This is a genomic window from Prevotella melaninogenica (assembly GCF_013267595.1).
In the GTDB taxonomy this organism is placed as follows: domain Bacteria; phylum Bacteroidota; class Bacteroidia; order Bacteroidales; family Bacteroidaceae; genus Prevotella; species Prevotella melaninogenica_D.
The window spans coordinates 807,120-825,785 of record NZ_CP054010.1 but is presented as its reverse complement, the minus strand read 5'-3'; the positions used below and the strand labels follow the sequence as shown (position 1 = coordinate 825,785).

General features: G+C 42.6%; 12 protein-coding genes. 9 read left to right on the top strand and 3 right to left on the bottom strand.

Annotated features, from left to right (window positions below):
- Positions 1-555: 555 nt before the first annotated feature.
- Complete coding sequence (locus FIU21_RS03145) at positions 556-975, top strand: nucleoside 2-deoxyribosyltransferase (RefSeq protein ID WP_036885816.1); 420 nt, start codon at positions 556-558, stop codon at positions 973-975.
- An 89-nt stretch (positions 976-1,064) separates the two neighbouring features.
- On the opposite strand, the gene FIU21_RS03140 is transcribed toward FIU21_RS03145, so the two are convergent.
- On the bottom strand, positions 1,065-3,620 hold the full coding sequence (locus tag FIU21_RS03140) for a TonB-dependent receptor (RefSeq protein ID WP_004359246.1): 2,556 nt from the start codon (positions 3,618-3,620) through the stop codon (positions 1,065-1,067).
- A 53-nt stretch (positions 3,621-3,673) separates the two neighbouring features.
- Positions 3,674-4,513, bottom strand: coding sequence for a GLPGLI family protein (locus FIU21_RS03135; protein WP_004359248.1), 840 nt, complete (start codon positions 4,511-4,513; stop codon positions 3,674-3,676).
- A 1,150-nt stretch (positions 4,514-5,663) separates the two neighbouring features.
- On the opposite strand from FIU21_RS03135, the gene FIU21_RS03130 reads away from it, so the two are divergent.
- The 8 genes from FIU21_RS03130 to FIU21_RS03095 all read left to right on the top strand — a co-directional run bounded on the left by FIU21_RS03130 (position 5,664) and on the right by FIU21_RS03095 (position 16,570).
- On the top strand, positions 5,664-5,942 hold the full coding sequence (locus FIU21_RS03130) for a hypothetical protein (protein WP_004359250.1): 279 nt from the start codon (positions 5,664-5,666) through the stop codon (positions 5,940-5,942).
- Complete coding sequence (locus FIU21_RS03125) at positions 5,939-6,358, top strand: type II toxin-antitoxin system VapC family toxin (protein WP_004359252.1); 420 nt, start codon at positions 5,939-5,941, stop codon at positions 6,356-6,358. Before FIU21_RS03130 ends, FIU21_RS03125 begins: the two co-directional genes overlap by 4 nt.
- A 187-nt stretch (positions 6,359-6,545) precedes the next feature.
- Positions 6,546-7,520: a glycoside hydrolase family 130 protein gene (locus tag FIU21_RS03120; RefSeq protein ID WP_004359255.1), complete on the top strand. Its 975-nt coding sequence runs from the start codon at positions 6,546-6,548 to the stop codon at positions 7,518-7,520.
- A gap of 212 nt (positions 7,521-7,732) precedes the next feature.
- The gene (locus tag FIU21_RS03115) at positions 7,733-9,988 is read left to right on the top strand and encodes a GH92 family glycosyl hydrolase (protein ID WP_172891297.1); all 2,256 of its coding nucleotides are present in this window, start codon (positions 7,733-7,735) and stop codon (positions 9,986-9,988) included.
- 341 nt (positions 9,989-10,329) lie between these two features.
- The gene (locus FIU21_RS03110) at positions 10,330-12,405 is read left to right on the top strand and encodes a glycoside hydrolase family 20 protein (RefSeq protein WP_004359260.1); all 2,076 of its coding nucleotides are present in this window, start codon (positions 10,330-10,332) and stop codon (positions 12,403-12,405) included.
- 75 nt (positions 12,406-12,480) lie between these two features.
- Positions 12,481-14,631: a GH92 family glycosyl hydrolase gene (locus FIU21_RS03105; protein WP_004359262.1), complete on the top strand. Its 2,151-nt coding sequence runs from the start codon at positions 12,481-12,483 to the stop codon at positions 14,629-14,631.
- Between the two features lie 197 nt (positions 14,632-14,828).
- Positions 14,829-15,920 carry a phosphotransferase enzyme family protein gene (locus FIU21_RS03100; protein ID WP_004359265.1) on the top strand — a complete coding sequence of 364 codons (1,092 nt, stop codon included), beginning with the start codon at positions 14,829-14,831 and terminating at the stop codon, positions 15,918-15,920.
- The gene (locus FIU21_RS03095) at positions 15,917-16,570 is read left to right on the top strand and encodes a carbohydrate-binding family 9-like protein (RefSeq protein ID WP_004359267.1); all 654 of its coding nucleotides are present in this window, start codon (positions 15,917-15,919) and stop codon (positions 16,568-16,570) included. Before FIU21_RS03100 ends, FIU21_RS03095 begins: the two co-directional genes overlap by 4 nt.
- Before the next feature lie 581 nt (positions 16,571-17,151).
- Here the strand turns inward: FIU21_RS03095 and FIU21_RS03090 are convergent.
- Positions 17,152-18,339: a transposase gene (locus tag FIU21_RS03090; RefSeq protein WP_254361424.1), complete on the bottom strand. Its 1,188-nt coding sequence runs from the start codon at positions 18,337-18,339 to the stop codon at positions 17,152-17,154.
- Between the last annotated feature and the right edge of the window lie 327 nt (positions 18,340-18,666).

Below are 18,666 nucleotides of genomic sequence, written 5' to 3'. Positions count from 1 at the left end.
CTGTCCTTCCGTTTTCTTATTATTCTGTCTTTTTTGTCATTCTGTCTCTTTTGTCCTTTTTGTTCATTTTGTCATTCTGTCTTCTTCCATCCTTCTGTCTCTTTTAATTATTCTGTCATTATTTGTTCATTATGTCATTCTGTCTTGTAAAGATAATTCTAACATCGAAAATCGCAAGGGCGTAAATTACCTTTCAATTAACGCCCTTTTGGTTTGCAAAAGATGCCCTTTAAGCCCCTTACTAACGCCCTTTTGGAGTCCAATTAAGCACCTTTTTGGTATCGTCTTTGTAACTAATTGAATTCCTGACTGTTGCAGACCTCCTCCTTATACGTGTTTTCTACCTTTGTTTTAGGTGTTTTACAAGATTTTATGTAAACATTTTTCGTTCAACACTCCGCCTTTTATAGCTTGCAAAAGGATAGCCTTTTTGTATCGTTAGAAGGATAGAAAGAAAGTTTATTAGCTATCTAAGTCATCTGTTTCTCACTATAAAGTGTTATCTTTGTGGGCGAGTATTACTCAAGTATGTTTTATCAACGAAAGCATTGTTTTATGGAGAAGAAGGTTTATTTTGCAGGTTCTATCCGTGGTGGTAGGGAGGATGCGGCTGTGTATAAGCGGATTATAGACTATATCAACAGGACTGATACAGTGTTGACGGAGCATATCGGTTTAGGAAGTTTGAACGTAAAAGCGAGAACAAAAGAAGATGATGTGCATATTTATGAGCGTGATACAGAATGGCTTAGGTCATCCGATGTGCTGATAGCAGAATGTACGAACCCCTCTCATGGCGTTGGTTATGAATTAGCATACGCTGAGGCTCGTAATATCCCTGTCCATATCTTCTATGACAAGCGCAAAGCCAATATCTCCGCTATGCTGAATGGCAACGCCTATTTTAAGGTTTATCCATACGAGAACGAAGCAGAGATATATCCCTTTTTGGATATAATATTAGGAAATAAGTAGGGCGATTTAATAGAGAAAAATCAATATTCGAGGTTGATCGTATGCTCTCATTCTTGTCAAGATAGGGACGGACACGATTGCTTTTTCTGTTATAAAGCAAAGTGGGTAGTGAGCATCACACTTCTTGGACGAAGCTGGTAGAGGGTGTAGCTTTCGGAAAGATTGCTGTTAGAACGATAGATAAAGGTTTTTGTATTGAAGATATTATCGAAGTTAAGAACGAATTGTATCTTCTTTTTTGTTTTAAAGGTGATACTAAGATTCATAAAGGTGTAATCCTTTTTATCCGTAAAACCACTGTTATGCGTGTATTGTAGGTTAGTGTTAAGTATCAGTCTGTCAGGGATAAAAGCCATGGAGAGCGCAACCTCATTGCTAAAGTTGCGAATAATATTCTTGTAGTTACCCGACTTTGATTGAGAGATTGCCCATCGACAGTTCTCTGTTAGTCGGGTATTCTTTAAAAGATTAAAGGTAAGATTAGCAGAGATGATGAAACTATTATACTGATAGTCGGTGATGACAGACTGGCGGAGTATCTTGCTTGTGTTAGTCGAATAATCAGCTGTTGCCCCGATACTCATGTCGTGCCAAGCAATCTCCTTTCGTACATTTGCCGTCATAGAGAAGTTGTTTTGGTGGTTCGGAGCATATTCAGCTTGCAGCAATGTATGCGCATTTTGGTCTATTGTCGTACCATAAATCATGTCACTCCATGAGCGACTAACCGCCCCAGAGAGATAGGCAAAGAATTGATGCGGGATATTCTTGTAGTGTATCTTCCCATGTATAGATGCCGATTTGTTTTCCGATAGATTCATCTTGTAGCGGTTCAGTGTCCTATAGTTGCTCATCAGATAAGCAGTGAACAGACTTCTCCAACTCGTAGGAAACATTCCATAACTTCCTCCTGCAGAAAGCGTCCAATTGTCCGTTGCTTTCCAAAGCATTGTAAAAGATGGCGAGAAGAGTAGGGTTGTGCGCTTTCCTTTCGTCGTCTCGTTAGCTATTGGTTCGTTATCTACCTTTGTGTAGTTAAAAGATAAAGGCAGATTGAACGATAGACGGAACGTATTTTTGACATATTGTAGGTTGGCTCCCAAGTTGCTTTTCATCTGCAAGTAACCCATGTCTCCGCTCGTCGCCATCGTCACAGCTGTATCGTTTAATAAACTTTTCAGTCCCACATATTCAATATTCAGTTCTGCGGAAGGCGCAAGGGACCAGTTGTGTTTTCGGATGTTTCTTATCAAAGTGAGACTGTTGTAACTTCCCATGTTTGAGAGTCTCGCATCTTGTCTTACCTGCATATCCCCTTCAATGGTGAGAGCTTGTGGATTTGTCTGTACAAAGTTGGTTGTCTTTAGCTTAAAACCTCCACCATTGGTTGTACGCTGAATCCACTCCGTGTGATTGTTCAGTCCTAAGTTTCTGTTAAAGGCATGTTGCTGAATACGTGCATTGTTTGACAAAGCCAGTCCATTGTCGTCGCTCCAGTTTCCTGCTAAGTCAAGTGTGTTTTTAAGATAAGTCTTACTGCCGTTGTTCTCAAAATGCAACTGCATTGTGGCAGCGTTCGTCGTATTACGTGCAGAAATGTCTTCGGTCATCAAACGAGTACTTGCATCGGGGAGCAGATAAGTGGTTTGCGAATAGCTACTTTGACGTTGGATATCGTGCCTGTAAGTTATGTTATACTTTATTTCCGCCGTTTCGCTTAGTTTGTTGAGATTACTGAAACATAGGTTATGCTGATTGTTACGTAGACTCTTACCTATAGGAGACGACCCCGGAAAGATGATGGATGTAAGGCGAGAAACTCCGATATTACTCCCACCATAGTATGATTTAAACCAATCGACGCTTGAACCGTTATTATCTGTTTCGTAATAGAAAACGTGCTGTTGTCTTTGCGCAAAGTACATAAGGGCAGCATTGACCTCTCTCAATAAGCCGTTAGAATCGAAGCCTACCCCTAAGTCTATGGTCTTTAGCCATCTGCCCTTTGCCTTCTTCTTTAGCCTTAAGTTGATAGCTGCCGATTCAGGTGGTATCTGATCCTGCAATGCCTTGATGTGTTCATGGTTTTCCATCACCTGCACCGTACTGACATCTTCAGCCTTAATACCATTCGTTGCGATGCTATACTTGCCCGCAAACATATCCATGTTCTCAATGTAGAAATGGTTGATAGGTACACCTTGATACTTCACCATGCCACCTTCTAATGTGATACCTGGCAGCTGTTTGAGAATATCACCGATGGTTCTGTCCTGTCCTTTCATATAGGCAGAGACCAAGTAGTTCAGTGTGTCCCTACTTCCCCATAGCTTTCTTGCCTTTATCTCCACTTCTTTCAGTGTTATACTCTCGTAGGTGGTGTTGAAGTTAACGGTCTGACTCGTTGGAGTTATCCGCTTTATCTGCCGTTTTATATTGAATCCAGTCAGGCTTAAAAGAAGATTGTCATTTGTTCGTGGGTAGCTGATAGCGTATCTGCCGTCTTCATTGGTCACGCTACTGGCAAGAATGGAAGAATCCTTTTCTTGTATGATTATAAGAATACAGCCATCCATAGGTTGATGTTTATTATCAACCACACGCCCAGTAATAGTCAGAGAGTCTCCCTGACTGTTCTGAGCCATACTGTTTATAGACAATAAGCCGATAAACGATAGTAAGATAAGTAGGCGTCTTATCATTCTCGTTCCAAAGGATTGTCGAATGTAAAGAGCGTTAGTTTCACAACTTGTCCATTGAAATTAGTCGTAGTGAAGTTGTAGCCATAACTCTCAAGGTAGCCTGCAGGATCTTTCAGCAAAAGCCTCTCTTGCTTTCGTGTGTTCTCACGAGAAGTCTTTACATAGTTCCTGTCAAGGAAATAGATAGGCGTTGCTGTCTTAGGCTTTTCTATGCCAGTAACCGTCCAGTGATAATCTCCCTCTTTGGTTTCAGCCTCCATAACCAAGCCAGGCAGTCCTGTAAACTTCCACGGACCATAGGAAAGCGGAATCTTGGTGGTGAACCATACCTTATAATTTCTTCCACGATAAGAACAGGTTGCGGCTGTACAATCGTAGTCTAAAAGCATTTTATGCTCGGTTGTAAGCTTCCATTGCATCTTCGGAGTAGTCTCTTGATAAAGGTAAGAGCCCGCTCCGTCCATATTGTAAATAACTGTTGTCTTTCCCTTTGGATAGCCAATAAAGGTTTCACCAACATTAGCCACGAGTTTCATAGATGCTCTTGAGCCTCGCTTCCCATTACGTAGAAAGGCTTTAGCCATGCGCAGGTCGGCATTATGCTCACTCTCCACGAAGCTCTGGCAAACCTTACGTCCGATGTAAGTATATACCTTTTCATTGTCAGGATTATTCTGTCCTGATAGGTCATATTTAACGGTTAGGTCATAAGAAACAATCAACTGCGTTGTGTCGATTGCTGTATGCTTAAAAACATCCTGTTCCTTCATTTCCTGTGCATTTGCAGATAACGACAAGGTTAGCGCAATGAGTAGTAGTTTAATCTTCGAATTCATAGTTATATTATCTATTAGGTAAATCAAAAACGAGTACAATTTTACGAAATCTTTTTGTAAAAAGCAAGTGAATTTCCCTTTAAGTTTAAATTATTTTTGGTTCTTCTGCTAAATGTGTGGACGCTTTTCGTATTGCTTTAGTGAAAGAACCAAAGTTACTCGCTAAACAAAAAAAATTGCTAAGATTGTCAACTATCTATCCTATTATTATCCTCTGATATTGAAAATCATTTTTTTTATACTTCGAAAATATGCAGATAAGGATTTGAAAAACCATTACATAATCTCAAAGAAAATATCTATAACCAACGGTAAAAATATATATATGAATCAAGTTTGTAACCATAAGAAAATCAATTAGTTATAAAGTGGTAAGGTAAAAGATGCTTAATTGGACTTCAAAAGGTCGTTAGTTAGACTTCAAAAGGGCACCTATAGCAAGTCAATTAGGCGTCTTTTAGAAGCCAAAAGAGCATGTCTTGGTTTTGAATTGCATGAAAATAGTTTACAAACGTCAATTAATAAGGGAACAAGTTGCTTGTAGAAGCCAGATAAACATCACACCTAATTACAGTTGTCATGTAGTTTATCCCACTTTATCAAACCATTTAATTAAGGCTAATCATATCATGTATGTGGATTAAACTCATTCTATTAACCTGTCTACGTATTTAACGGAAGAACTATTTTTCTTTTCATGTGCGGTTATCGTTGCCAGCGTATAAGGAATTTAAAAATCAGTACATATTATATGAGAAATCTATCTGCCTCCTCAGAGTTTTCAAAGATGGAATAAGATGCCAATATTAAGCTAAAAATAATTTTCCTGTCACTTCTGTCACTCTGAATGAAGATGTAATAGGTTAGTTTACAAGGGTTTCTGTCTAAATGTTAAAATGACAGCAAACAGAAATAAAAGTATTGTTAGATTTAGGTCTGTTATTCTCTTATGCTGTGAGCGTAATAGTGTAAGACTCTTTTCACCTAATCACTTACAATAAGAAAGTGAAAACCAAGATGTAGATTTGGAGTTGTCATAGGAAAACGTTATATTTGCAGAAAATAAGCTGCACTCGGCAAATTGAAAGCAAGCTTTCTTTGCTCTCGTTTGCATTATTTTTGCAGAAAAATATAAACAGGAGGTATAATTATGGCGGGCATAATGACAAACATCGAGAACAATACGATACGTATGTATTGGAACGCATTGCGTTCGATGAGTAAGAACATTCGGTTGGGCTTAGCTGTGAAACTTACTAACTCTGTACTCGAGGAAGAACGTAAGGAAATGTCTGACGAAGCCTATACAGAAGAAATGCTTAATAAGTTTTTTGGGAAGTGGGAAGGAAACGAAACTGCTGAAGAATTGATGGGTATCATCAAGCAGAATTCCAGTTCAAGTGAACCAATTAGCTTTGAAGGCGTATGAAAAGTAAGAGCCAACATGGTCAGGTTTTGCTTGATAGCAATGTTCTAATTCATCTCTTACGTAAGAATGAAAGTGTACGGCAACACATCTTGGAAACAGGGTGGCGCAACTGTTGTGTGTCTGAGATTTCTATTGTTGAGTTGCTTTATGGAGCAGAATGTAGTGCATATCCAGAAAAGAACCGTACTCTTTTGAAAGACTTGCTCAACCAACTTAAGATAATCCCTTTCTCTGTTTGTATCGAAGAGTTCTGTCGTCAGAAAGCTGTATTGCGAAGAAAGGGACAAATGATAGAAGATAATGACCTTTATATTGCCTCTACGGCACTTACGTTGGGGATTCCAGTGGCAACAGAGAATGTAAAACACCTTGCACGTATAGAAGGATTGGAAGTGCAGAACTGGGTTAAACGGTAATTACGGCTATTTTCTTAGTATGTTTGTTTGGTTAAATAACAGATTCTTAACATCACTTGTTAAGAAGTGTTTTTCCTATTTAATGAATGGTAAAAACTTACCTTTTGTTGAAGTAAAAAGCTAACTTTGCTTGTACTTATAATGTATAGACATTTATAAAAACTAAAAGCATAAAACTATATTTACAATGAAAAGTTTAAAAGATATTCTGCCTTGGGAGGACCGTCCAGAAGGATGCAAGGATGTGATGTGGCGTTATTCAAAGAACCCAATCATCGATCGTTATCATATTCCAACATCAAACAGTATCTTCAATAGTGCTGTTGTTCCTTTTGAGGATGGCTTCGCTGGTGTGTTCCGTTGCGATAACAAGGCGGTGCAGATGAACATTTTTGCTGGTTTCAGTAAGGATGGTGTGAACTGGGAAATCAATCATGAGCCTATCAAGTTTGAGGCTGGTAACACTGAGATGATTGAGTCAGAATACAAGTACGACCCACGTGTTACATGGATTGAGGATCGTTATTGGATTACTTGGTGTAACGGTTATCACGGACCAACAATCGGTATTGCTTACACCTTCGACTTCAAGAAGTTCTATCAGTGTGAGAATGCTTTCTTGCCATTCAATCGTAATGGCGTACTCTTCCCAGAGAAGATTAATGGAAAGTATGCGATGTTGAGCCGTCCAAGTGACAATGGTCACACTCCTTTTGGTGACATCTATATCAGCTTTAGCCCTGACATGAAGTACTGGGGCGAGCATCGTTGCGTAATGAAGGTGACTCCATTCCCAGAGAGTGCATGGCAGTGTACAAAGATTGGTGCAGGTTCGGTTCCTTTCTTGACAGACGAAGGTTGGTTGCTCTTCTATCACGGTGTAATCACTACTTGTAATGGTTTCCGTTATTCAATGGGTGCAGCTATCCTTGATAAGGACAATCCAGAGAAGGTTCTCTATCGTACTCGTCCTTATCTTCTTGCACCAAATGCACCTTACGAGTTGCAGGGTGACGTGCCAAACGTTGTCTTCCCATGTGCTGCTTTGCAGGATGGTGAGCGTGTAGCCGTTTACTATGGCGCAGCTGATACCGTCGTTGGTATGGCATTTGGCTATATCAAGGACATCGTAGAGTTCACAAAGAACAATAGTATATTATAAGGTGTTAAGTGTTGGGTGTTGGGTGTTGATGAATTGTTAGGTGATAGGTGATAGGTGTTGAGTGTTGATGAATTGCTTAGAAGTAAATAATGATAGCTTCATCACAATTCATCACCACCCACCATCCACCACCTAACACCCATCACCACCTAACACCCACTACCTATCACCCACTATTCATCACCACCTAACATCCAACATCCACCACCCAAATGAATCATAAATTCCTATTAGTACTACTTCTTTCCTTGTCTTTCCTCTCGCTGAAGGCGGTTGGTAAGGGTGGGGAAGAGCCTGTTGACCTTGTCAATCCTTTTATCGGAACATCTAATTTTGGTACAACCAATCCGGGAGCAGTATGCCCTAACGGACTGATGTCAGTCGTACCATTCAACGTAATGGGTTCCGATTTGAATAAATATGACAAGGATGCACGCTGGTGGTCAACTCCTTACGAATATCATAATGTCTTTTTTACTGGTTATTCTCACGTCAACTTGAGTGGTGTGGGCTGTCCAGAGGTAGGCTCATTGTTGCTTATGCCAACGACAGGAAAGCTGAATGTAGACTATAAGGAGTACGGAAGTACATACGAAAAGGAGGTTGCACACCCAGGTTATTATTCTAATTATCTGAAAAAGTATAATGTGAAGACAGAGGTAACAGCTACTCCTCGCAGTTCTGTTGCACGTTTCACATTCCCGAAAGGAGAAAGTCATATCTTGCTGAACCTCGGTGAAGGACTCACAAATGAGTCTGGTGCCATGGTGAAGAAGGTGAGCGATACGGAGTATGAGGGTATGAAACTGCAGGGTACATTCTGTTATAACCCACAGGCTGTATTCCCAATTTACTTCGTGATGCGTGTCAGCAAGAAGCCTACAGAGGCTGGCTATTGGAAGAAACAGCGTCCGATGACAGGCGTAGAGGCTGAGTGGGATGTCGACAATGGCAAGTATAAGCTTTATAAGACCTATCACAAGGAACTCTCTGGTGATGATATTGGTGTATGGATGAACTTCAACACAGAGGCTGATGAGCAGGTAGAGGTGCAGATGGGTGTGTCATTCGTAAGTATGGCAAACGCTCGTGAGAACCTTGATGCCGAACAGCGTGGAAAGAACTTCGACGCCATTCGTGCTGAGGCGCGTGCTAAGTGGAATGATGATCTCTCTCGCATCCTCGTTGAGGGTGGTACAAAGACAGAGCGCACCATCTTCTATACAGCTCTTTATCACGTTCTTATCCACCCAAATATCCTGCAGGATGTCAACGGACAGTACCCTGCCATGGAGGGTGATGAGATTCGCACGGTGAAGGAGGGCAATCGTTATACGGTCTTCTCTCTGTGGGATACCTATCGCAATGTGCATCAGTTACTTACGTTGGTTTATCCAAATCGTCAGCGTGATATGATTCGTTCGATGATTGGGATGTACGAGGAGCATGGCTGGATGCCAAAGTGGGAACTCTTTAGTCGTGAAACCTACACGATGGAAGGTGACCCAGCTATCCCTGTTATCACTGATTCTTGGTTGAAAGGTCTGCGTGGTTACGATATCAATAAGGCTTACGAGGCGTTCCGCAAGTCGGCTTTGACAAAGGGAAGTGAGAACCCTCTGCGCCCAGATAATGACGAATATATGGAGAAGGGATATGTAGCTTTGCACGAGCAGTTCGACAATTCCGTTTCTCACGCACTCGAATACTATATTGCCGATAATGCCCTCTCACGTTTGGCTACGGCATTGGGTAAGAAAGACGATGCCCGCCTGTTCCACAACCGTGCTTTGGGTTATCGCCATTACTTCAGTAAGGAGTTTGGCTTGTTGTGCCCATTGATGCCAGACGGCACCTTCTATAAGCCTTTCGATCCTAAGCAAGGCGAGAACTTTGAACCATCTCCGGGCTTCCATGAAGGCAATGCTTGGAACTATACTTTCTATGTTCCGCATGATGTCATGGGACTTGCAAAGCTCATGGGAGGACAGAAAAACTTTGTAAACAAGCTTCAGAGCGTGTTCGACAAGGGTTATTACGACCCTGCCAATGAGCCTGATATCGCTTATCCTTACCTCTTCTCTTATTTCAAGGGCGATGAGTGGCGTACACAGGTGCAGACACGCAGACTCTTGAAGGAGTATTTCAAGAACGCACCAGAGGGCATCCCGGGTAATGATGACACTGGAACCATGTCGGCTTGGGCGGTATTTAATATGATAGGTTTCTATCCTGACTGTCCGGGTGATCCATCTTACACGCTCACCTCGCCAGTCTTTGACAAGGTGACTATCCGTTTGGATAAGGCACAGTGGGGCAGAGATAACCTCGTGATAGAGACGGTTCGTCCAAATGACGAGGCTGTAATTATTAAGAAGATAGAGTTAGGTGGTAAGCCTTTGAACCGCTATCGCATTACGAATGACGAACTCTTGAAGGGTGGCGTATTGAAGTTCTATCTAAAGTAAACGACTACTACCCATCAAACCTCCCACGCTTCCGACGGTCTTTAATGTCTTATTACATTATATGTAATGATAAAAACAGACATTGTTTGCCGTCTTCTATCCTTGTCCGAACGCTTCGGACAAGTTGTGCGGAGGCTTAGCACGAGTTGTGCGGAGCCTTAGCACATTTGGTGCGGAGGCTTAACACGAAACAAGAAGGTGGCAATTTGAAAGGCAGTCTACTATCAGGAAGGTATTAAACGACCGCAGATAAGAAGATAGACAGCCTACAGCCATCGAAGAAAGAGATATTAAGTAAAAACAAATAATAAAAAAATAAAATCGACATTTATACTCACGTTATGAGAAAAAAAGTTCTTTTGAGTGCAGTTTTCCTGTTGTTTGCAGCAGCTGTTTCTATGCCTGTTGCAGCTCAGAACATCATCCCACAACCTGAGAATATCAGCCTTTTGAAGGGTCAATTCAAGCTGAATAAGGGTACAAAGATTGTGACCAATCTTACAGGTAGTGATTTTAAGGTGTTGAATCAGTACACTTCTGAGGTGCTGAAGCATCCATTAGCATACGCAAAGAATCCTTCTAAGCAGGGTATTTTCCGCTTGATTTGTAAGGGAACAGCCCAGCAGGCAGCACAGGCTATGGACAGCGTACGTCTGCAAGGCTATGAATTGGAGGTAACACCAAAGGGTATCACTATTCAGGCACTGACTCCAACAGGCTTGTTCTATGGTTTGCAAACCGTTCGCCAGCTCGAAAAGGATGGCCAGATAGCTTGTGTAAAGGTGAAGGACGCCCCTCGTTTCGCTTATCGTGGTTTGATGATCGATTGCTCTCGACACTTTTGGACAAAGGACTTCTTGAAGAAGCAGATTGATGCGATGGCTTATTTCAAACTCGACCGCTTCCACTGGCACCTCACCGATGGTGGTGGATGGCGCATGGAGGTGAAGAAATATCCTCGTTTGACCGATGAAGCCTCTTATCGCACACAGTCTGATTGGACAAAGTGGTGGATGGATAACGACCGCAAGTATTGTCATAAGAATACGCAGGGAGCATACGGTGGCTATTACACACAGGAAGATATCAAGGATATCGTACGCTATGCAGCTGCGCGCCACATTGAGGTAATCCCAGAGATAGAGATGCCTGGTCATAGTGATGAGGTTGTTTATGCCTACCCAGAGTTGTCATGTACAGGTAAACCTTATACACAGTCAGACCTCTGTGTAGGTAAGGAAGCCACCTATAGCTTCATGGAGAACGTGTTGAAAGAGGTAATGCAACTCTTCCCTTCTAAGTATATCCACATCGGAGGAGACGAGGCAGAGCGCCGCACATGGAAGACTTGTCCTGATTGTCAGAAGGTGATGAAGGAGAATCACTTAAAAGATGTAGCCGAGTTGCAGAGCCATTTCACCCATCGTATGGAAGAATTCTTGAACCGTAATGGTCGTAAACTCCTCGGTTGGGATGAGATTATGGAAGGTAAGTTGGCTCCTAACGCAGCCGTGATGTCATGGCGTGGAACCGAAGCAGGTATTGAGGCTGCAACAAGTAAGCACCATGTAGTGATGGCACCACAGCAGTTCTATTATCTGAATATGTATCAGGACAATCCGATGGAACAGCCAAAGGCACAGGGCGGATATACTCGTTTGGATAAGACTTACAACTATGAGCCAATCCCTGCAGAGTACAAAGGAAGCAATCTTGAGAAATATATGGATGGTGTTCAGGCGTGTGTATGGACCGAGTTCATCGCTGAGCCAAGCCATTTAGAGTATATGCTCTATCCTCGTTTGTTTGCTTTGGCAGAGACAGGTTGGACAAAGAAGCGCACCGGTTACGACAACTTCCGCAAGAGAGCAGTCGTAAATGTAGACCGACTGAAGCGTGCGGGCTATAATGCCTTTGACCTTTCAAAGGAAAAGGGCTCACGTATCGAAAGCCGTAGTGTGACACAGCATGAGGCATTGGGTAAGCCTGTCACTTACTTAGGACGATATGCAGAGAAGTATCGTGCCGAAGGTGATAACACACTGACCAATGGTTTGCGTGGTGACTGGGGCTATCTTGAGGGCCGTTGGCAGGGCTTCATCGACAGTACTGGTGTGGATGTAGTAGTTGATATGGGTAGAGTTACGGACATACGTGACGTTCGTGTTGACTTTATGCACCTCTATGAATCGGTTATCTATACGCCAGAGACAATCGAGTTGATGGTGTCAGAGGATGGTAAGAACTTCAAGACGATTGACACAGTACGCCCCGGTATTAAGGCTTCAGAGGACTATCTCGTCTATCCTTACAAGTGGAAAGGAGATGTCAAAGGTCGTTATGTCCGTGTGAAGGCACTCCCTCGCGAGAAAGGCGCATGGATTTTCACAGATGAAATCATCGTCAATCAGAAGTAAACGAACACTTGATGAGCTGTTGAATGACGGCTCTGTCAAGACATATAAGACAAGAAGATTAAAACAATTCAATATATGAAAAAAAGGTTCTTAACTTTAATGGCGTTTGCTGCAACCAGTCTTTTCGCTTTTGCGCAGGACTATACGCAGTATGTTGACCCATTTATTGGAACAGGCGGACACGGACATGTGTTCCTTGGAGCTAATGTTCCATTCGGTAACATTCAGGCTGGTCCTACACAGAAGAAGCAGGGCTGGGACTGGTGTTCTGGTTATCATTACAGCGATTCAACAGTTATCGGATTCGGACAGATGCACCTTAGCGGTACGGGTATTGGTGACTTGGGTGATGTATCACTCCTCCCTACTACCAATCCAGCACAGCGTGAGGTGAAGTTTGCCCATCGTGCCGAGCATGTAACCCCAGGTTACTATTCTGTAATGTTGGCTTCTGGTGTTCGTGTAGAGTTGACTGCCACCCAGCGTGTAGCCTTCCATCGTTACGCTTTCCCTGCTGATGCAACAAAGGGTTACGTTATTTTGAACCTCTCACAGGGTATCGGTTGGGACAAGATGACCTCTTGCAGCTTTAAGCAGGAGTCGGCTAAGACCGTCAGTGGCTACCGTATGTCACAAGGATGGGCTAAAGACCAGCGCGTTTACTTCGTGGCAGAGTTCTCACAGCCTGTTAAGTTGGAGTCAAACGAGCGTGATACGATTGGCGTCTTTGCTTTCGACAATGCTGAGCAGCCACTTCTCGTGAAGGTAGGTATCTCTGCTGTGAGTGTTGAGAACGCTCGATTGAATATGCAGAAGGAACTTCCTGGTTGGGACTTCCGCAATACTGTTGCTTTGGCGAAGGATGAGTGGAACCGTGAGTTGAGCAAGATTGCAATCAAGACACAGGACGAGAGTGCAAGAAAGATATTCTATACAGCAATGTATCACTCAATGATTGCACCTTCTGTCTTCAATGATGTAAACGGCGAATACCGTGGTGCAGATGGTAAGACACATAAGGGTGACTTCACTGATTACACCACCTTCTCACTTTGGGACACCTATCGTGCAGCGCATCCATTGATGACGATTATCCATCCAGAGAAGCAACACGACATCGCACAGACGATGCTTCATGTCTTTAAGGAGCAGGGTAAGTTGCCAGTATGGCACCTTGTGGGTAACGAAACCGATTGTATGATTGGCAACCCAGGCGTTCCTGCCCTCGTTGATATCGCACTGAAAGGCTTTGATGTAGATAAGAATGCAGTCTTTGAGGCTGCTAAGGCGTCTGCTATGCTTGATGAACGTGGTATGGGATTGTTGAAGAAGTATGGTTATATTCCTTGTGATCTCGACCCAGAGCATGAGACAGTAGCAAAGGGATTGGAGTATGCTTTGGCTGATGCATGTATTGCAAAACTCGCCAAGGAATTGGGTAAGACAGCTGATTATAAGTACTTCTCAAAGCGCAGTCAGTCGTATCGTGACTTCTACTTCGATAAGAAGACGAAGTTTATGCGTGGTGTAACATCTGATCGTAAGTTCCGTGAACCATTCGATCCATTCAGTACTGTTCATCGTCAGGACGACTATGCAGAGGGTAATGCATGGCAGTATGTATGGCTTGTTCCACACGATGTGCATGGTCTTGTTTCTGCCTTCGGTGGTGAGAAACCATTTGTTTCAAAACTCGACTCCCTTTTCATCGTTAGTGGTGATATGGGAGCAGAGGCTTCACCAGACATCACTGGTCTGATTGGTCAGTACGCTCACGGTAATGAGCCAAGCCATCATATCCTCTATATGTACAACTATGTAGGTCAGCCTTGGAAGGCAGCGGATAAGATTCGCTATGTACTTAAGAACTTATACCACGACGACTTCGATGGTTTGAGTGGTAACGAGGATGTGGGTCAGATGTCTGCATGGTACATTCTTTCCTCTCTTGGCATGTATCAGGTAGAGCCTGCAGGTGGCAAGTATATCTTCGGTACACCGCTCTTCGATGAGGCTACGGTGAACGTTGGAGATGGTAAGACCTTCCGCATTGTGGCACATAACAACAGCGATAAGAATATCTATATTCAGAGTGCTAAGTTGAATGGCAAGCCTTATACCCGTTCTTACATCGACTTCAAGGACATCAAACGTGGTGGAACACTTGAGTTTGTAATGGGTAGCAAGCCTTCTCAGTTTGGTGTTAAGTCTGCTGATAGACCATAAGAAAAGGAGTTAGGATGTAATGAGTGAAAGGAGTTAAGACAAATGTAATGTAGATTCATTTTGATGATATCTCTACGATGACAGTAAAACAAGTTTGTTATGACCCATATAACATTTGTCTTAACTCCTCTTTTACTCCTTTAATCCTCTTTCACTCCTCACTTTTAAGAATAAATCTTTAATACTAATAAATAACTATGCCTAATTTTAATGATGTTGTATCACAGTTCCGTATTGAGGGAACTGTTGAGAGTGTAAGTCCAATTGGTAATGGACTGATCAATGAAACACTGCGTGTAAAAACTGTAGATGCTAATACGCCTGATTATATCTTACAGCGTATTAACAACGCCATATTCACCGATGTAGACCTGTTGCAGCATAATATCGAACTTGTAACTGACCATATCCGTCACAAATTGATAGAGAAAGGTGAGACAGATATCGAACGTAAGTGTCTGCGTTTCGTACAGGCTAAGGACGGTAAGACCTACTACAAGGATGCTGACAACCTCTACTGGCGTGTGAGTGTCTTCATTCCTAACGCTGTTACAAAAGAGGAAGTAAACCCAGAGAGCGCTTTCTGCTGTGGTGAAACCTTCGGTAACTTCCAGAATATGTTGGTTGATTTGAAGGAACCATTGGGAGAAACAATTCCTGACTTCCACAACATGGAACTTCGTTTGCGCCAGTTGCGTGAGGCTGTAAGTGCTGATAAGGCTGGTAGAGTGGCTTCTGTGAAGGATATGATTGCTGAGTTAGAGAGCTATGCAGACGAGATGTGCCTTGCTGAACGCCTCTATCGTGAGGGCGCATTGCCTAAGCGTATCTGCCACTGTGATACAAAGGTGAACAATATGATGTTTGACAAGGATGGTAAGGTGCTCTGTGTTATCGACCTCGATACCGTAATGCCAAGCTTTATCTTCTCTGATTATGGCGACTTCTTGCGCACTGGCGCTAACCATGTGGCTGAGGATAGCGACAATTACGATGCTGTCGGACTGAAAGAAGATGTCTTCTGCTCATTTACTGAAGGCTATCTTAGTACGGCAGGCAACTTCCTTACCCCTGTAGAGACCAGTCACTTGCCATACGCTGTAGCATTGTTCCCATATATGCAGTGCGTTCGTTTCTTGACAGATTACATCAACGGAGACGTTTATTTCAAGGTGAAATACCCAGAGCATAACCTTGTTCGCTCACGTAATCAGCTCTTGCTCTATCGTGACGTACGTCGTCATGATCAGATGATGGCTGACTTTGTGAAGAAAACATTGAAGCAATGAAACAATTAAAGGTAAAACGTTTGGAGTGTCAGCAGGTGAAAGCTGCTGACATTCCAGCCCTTTTCAAGGATAATAGCGTATCTTATAATAAGATAGATACAGTAGACTGGGCAGCAGAATTCCCTTATTGTCCACAGGTTGAGTTTGCTATTGCTCATAAAGATGATGCTATTCTGTTGCATTATCGAGTAGAAGAAGACTGCGTGCGTGCTGAGGCTGGCACCGATTTAGGTCCAGTTTGGCAGGACTCATGCTGTGAGTTCTTCTGCAGCCCTGATGAAGAAGGAGGCTATTATAACCTTGAAAGCAACTGTATCGGTACGGTATTGCTATGCAATGGACAGGGACGAGAGAATCGTACTCATGCTCCAGCAGTCGCCTTAGAGCAGATTGATCGTTGGGCATCTTTGGGTCGTGAGCCTTTTGAGATGAGAGAGGGACGACAGGCATGGGAACTCACACTCGTTGTTCCTGTTAGTTCTTACTTCCGCCATACACTGGATAATCTCTCAGGAAAGACGATAAGAGCCAATTTCTATAAGTGTGGTGACAAGACATCGCAACCTCATTTCCTCTCATGGAATCCCATTGCCTTGCCTTCTCCCGACTTCCATTGTCCTGCTTTCTTTGGTGAATTGAACTTTGAATAGGCGATAAAAGAAAATATATGTAGTAAGTTTTAGGTGTGTGAATAAGTCCCTATCACTTACTACATTTCTTTTTTATATACCCGAAAGAATGGTTTTTCCGTTAAATGCGTAGATATATTTCGTATAGCACTAACGGAAGAAGCGAGGTTACTCATTAAATAAAGACATGACTAAGGCGCTCATCTTCCTATTTTATTATTATCCTTCGACACAGAAAACCTTTTCATTTTGATACTTTAAAAACCGCAGATAGGGTTCTGAAAAATCATTACATTATTTCAAGTAAACCATCTATAAATAAGGGGAAAAGCATGCGTAAAGAATAGGCTTATAACCTGCAGGAAATCAATTAGTTATAAAGTAATAAAGTAAAAGGTGCTTAATTGTACTTCAAAAGGGCGTTAGTAAGAGGCTTAAAGGGCACCCTTTTGCAAGCCAAAAGGGCGTTAATTGGAAGCCAATTAACGCCCTTCTCGTTTTCAGTCTATGATTTTTATTTACATTATATCCGCTCGTACAGAAGCAAAACATTGTCGTATTACAATTCTTTCGATTCCTTTGTTACAATAGTCCGTTAAATATTATGCTGCATCAGCAGCGAAACTAAATATATCATTTATCCTTTCTTTATTTAATGGCGTGTTCGGGTTCTTCTCGAACACGTCAATAATTCGTTGTGCATAGTAGGCATTGACCATCTGCGCTTTAAGTCGACCGATGGACGTGCCAAGTTCCTTGCACATGATTTTGGTCACATTGAGTGCTGTGAATGAAGAGTTGAAAGCAAATTCAAGTTTTCTCTTGTCGCGTGCCTGACAATCGGTAAGACCGAGGAATTGCTTTGCGTCGCGAAAGCAAAACTCCTCTTGGAAACGTGTGGTATAGTACTCCATCACATCGCGTCCACTCATGCTCTCATCCGTAGAGAAGTACAAACGGCGGACACCGTTGGGCAACTCGTGGATGACAATCGACACGACCCTATGCAAGGACTTGCACCACGCCTTGAGCGCATAGGCTTTGCCTTTGGTCTCTCCTAAATCAAGCTCATTGCCTTTGGATATGTCGATGTTCCTTACGTCAATCTTGTCACCTTTGATACGAGGACGGCCGGGCTTTCCCGTGGGTTCCCCATCCCATGTGTAGAACAAGGCTGCGTCATGACGCAAGCGGCTCACAACATGGAAGCCCATCTTCATTACCTTGTCGATGAAAGGCCTTTTGGAGAAGGCTGAGTCGGCGACAAGAACCTTGCAAATATGCTGTAAGGTTACCTTGTCGTCCTCCAACACCTTGGTATACCAGTCGTATAGACTCATCTCTTTTTTCTCCTCCCCTTTTTCCAATGTGGTCTGCACAGCCTTGAGCATCATACACTCATGCAAGTCCACGTCTATCACACCGATGCCGAGGATCTCAAGACCGTGCTTTACCGCACCTGCACAGCCCGACCAAAACGTACCCACGTATGGGGTATGCTTCCCAGCCTTCTTGATGAAGCTTGGATCAATAACGATGGCATTGAGCCCTTTACCCTGCTTGAAGGCGAAAGCACTCAGCCACATATTTATTTCGAGCCAGTTCACGCTGCGCTCTGCCGTCTGCCGATAGCATTGTTCGCCACGCTTTCCATAGCGTCCCATCTGCGTAAAATTACATTTCCTTGGGATGACCATCAAAAGAAAAAGCATTTCCATGACGTTTGTTTGAATACTTTTGTTTAACTTTGCTCCATCTTCAGCACTAAATGCTGCTTTGCAGAGCTTCATATATCGGCTAATCAAGTTGGTTATCAGCATAAACTTTATTGTCTTTTTACATCTATAAAGTTACTGAAATTCAATGAGATAGCCGATTTTATTATGTTATACTTTGTTATATTCTATTGCCTAATTATCTCTTTCTCAGAGACTTATCATGTTTTCTTTCTGCCACAATTCCTGTTGGCTTTTGGGTAAAAGCTTCGCAAACTGCGAAAATTTAACGGACTATTGTTGTTACATATCTCCACTTACTCTGTTACCCTATCTTTACGTACCTTACTACTGTATAATTACTTACTTTGTTACCATGTCTTTTATTATTATGTCTTTTGC

What these genes read in the sequence shown, in the direction of transcription:
- FIU21_RS03125 (WP_004359252.1), top strand. Translation starts at nt 5,939, where the DNA reads ATGAAAAGTAAGAGCCAACATGGTCAGGTTTTGCTTGATAGCAATGTT.
- FIU21_RS03120 (WP_004359255.1), top strand. Translation starts at nt 6,546, where the DNA reads ATGAAAAGTTTAAAAGATATTCTGCCTTGGGAGGACCGTCCAGAAGGA.
- FIU21_RS03100 (WP_004359265.1), top strand. Translation starts at nt 14,829, where the DNA reads ATGCCTAATTTTAATGATGTTGTATCACAGTTCCGTATTGAGGGAACT.
- FIU21_RS03140 (WP_004359246.1), bottom strand. Translation starts at nt 3,620, where the DNA reads ATGGCTCAGAACAGTCAGGGAGACTCTCTGACTATTACTGGGCGTGTG.
- FIU21_RS03090 (WP_254361424.1), bottom strand. Translation starts at nt 18,339, where the DNA reads ATGAAGCTCTGCAAAGCAGCATTTAGTGCTGAAGATGGAGCAAAGTTA.
- FIU21_RS03110 (WP_004359260.1), top strand. Translation starts at nt 10,330, where the DNA reads ATGAGAAAAAAAGTTCTTTTGAGTGCAGTTTTCCTGTTGTTTGCAGCA.
- FIU21_RS03130 (WP_004359250.1), top strand. Translation starts at nt 5,664, where the DNA reads ATGGCGGGCATAATGACAAACATCGAGAACAATACGATACGTATGTAT.
- FIU21_RS03095 (WP_004359267.1), top strand. Translation starts at nt 15,917, where the DNA reads ATGAAACAATTAAAGGTAAAACGTTTGGAGTGTCAGCAGGTGAAAGCT.
- FIU21_RS03105 (WP_004359262.1), top strand. Translation starts at nt 12,481, where the DNA reads ATGAAAAAAAGGTTCTTAACTTTAATGGCGTTTGCTGCAACCAGTCTT.
- FIU21_RS03115 (WP_172891297.1), top strand. Translation starts at nt 7,733, where the DNA reads ATGAATCATAAATTCCTATTAGTACTACTTCTTTCCTTGTCTTTCCTC.
- FIU21_RS03135 (WP_004359248.1), bottom strand. Translation starts at nt 4,513, where the DNA reads ATGAATTCGAAGATTAAACTACTACTCATTGCGCTAACCTTGTCGTTA.
- FIU21_RS03145 (WP_036885816.1), top strand. Translation starts at nt 556, where the DNA reads ATGGAGAAGAAGGTTTATTTTGCAGGTTCTATCCGTGGTGGTAGGGAG.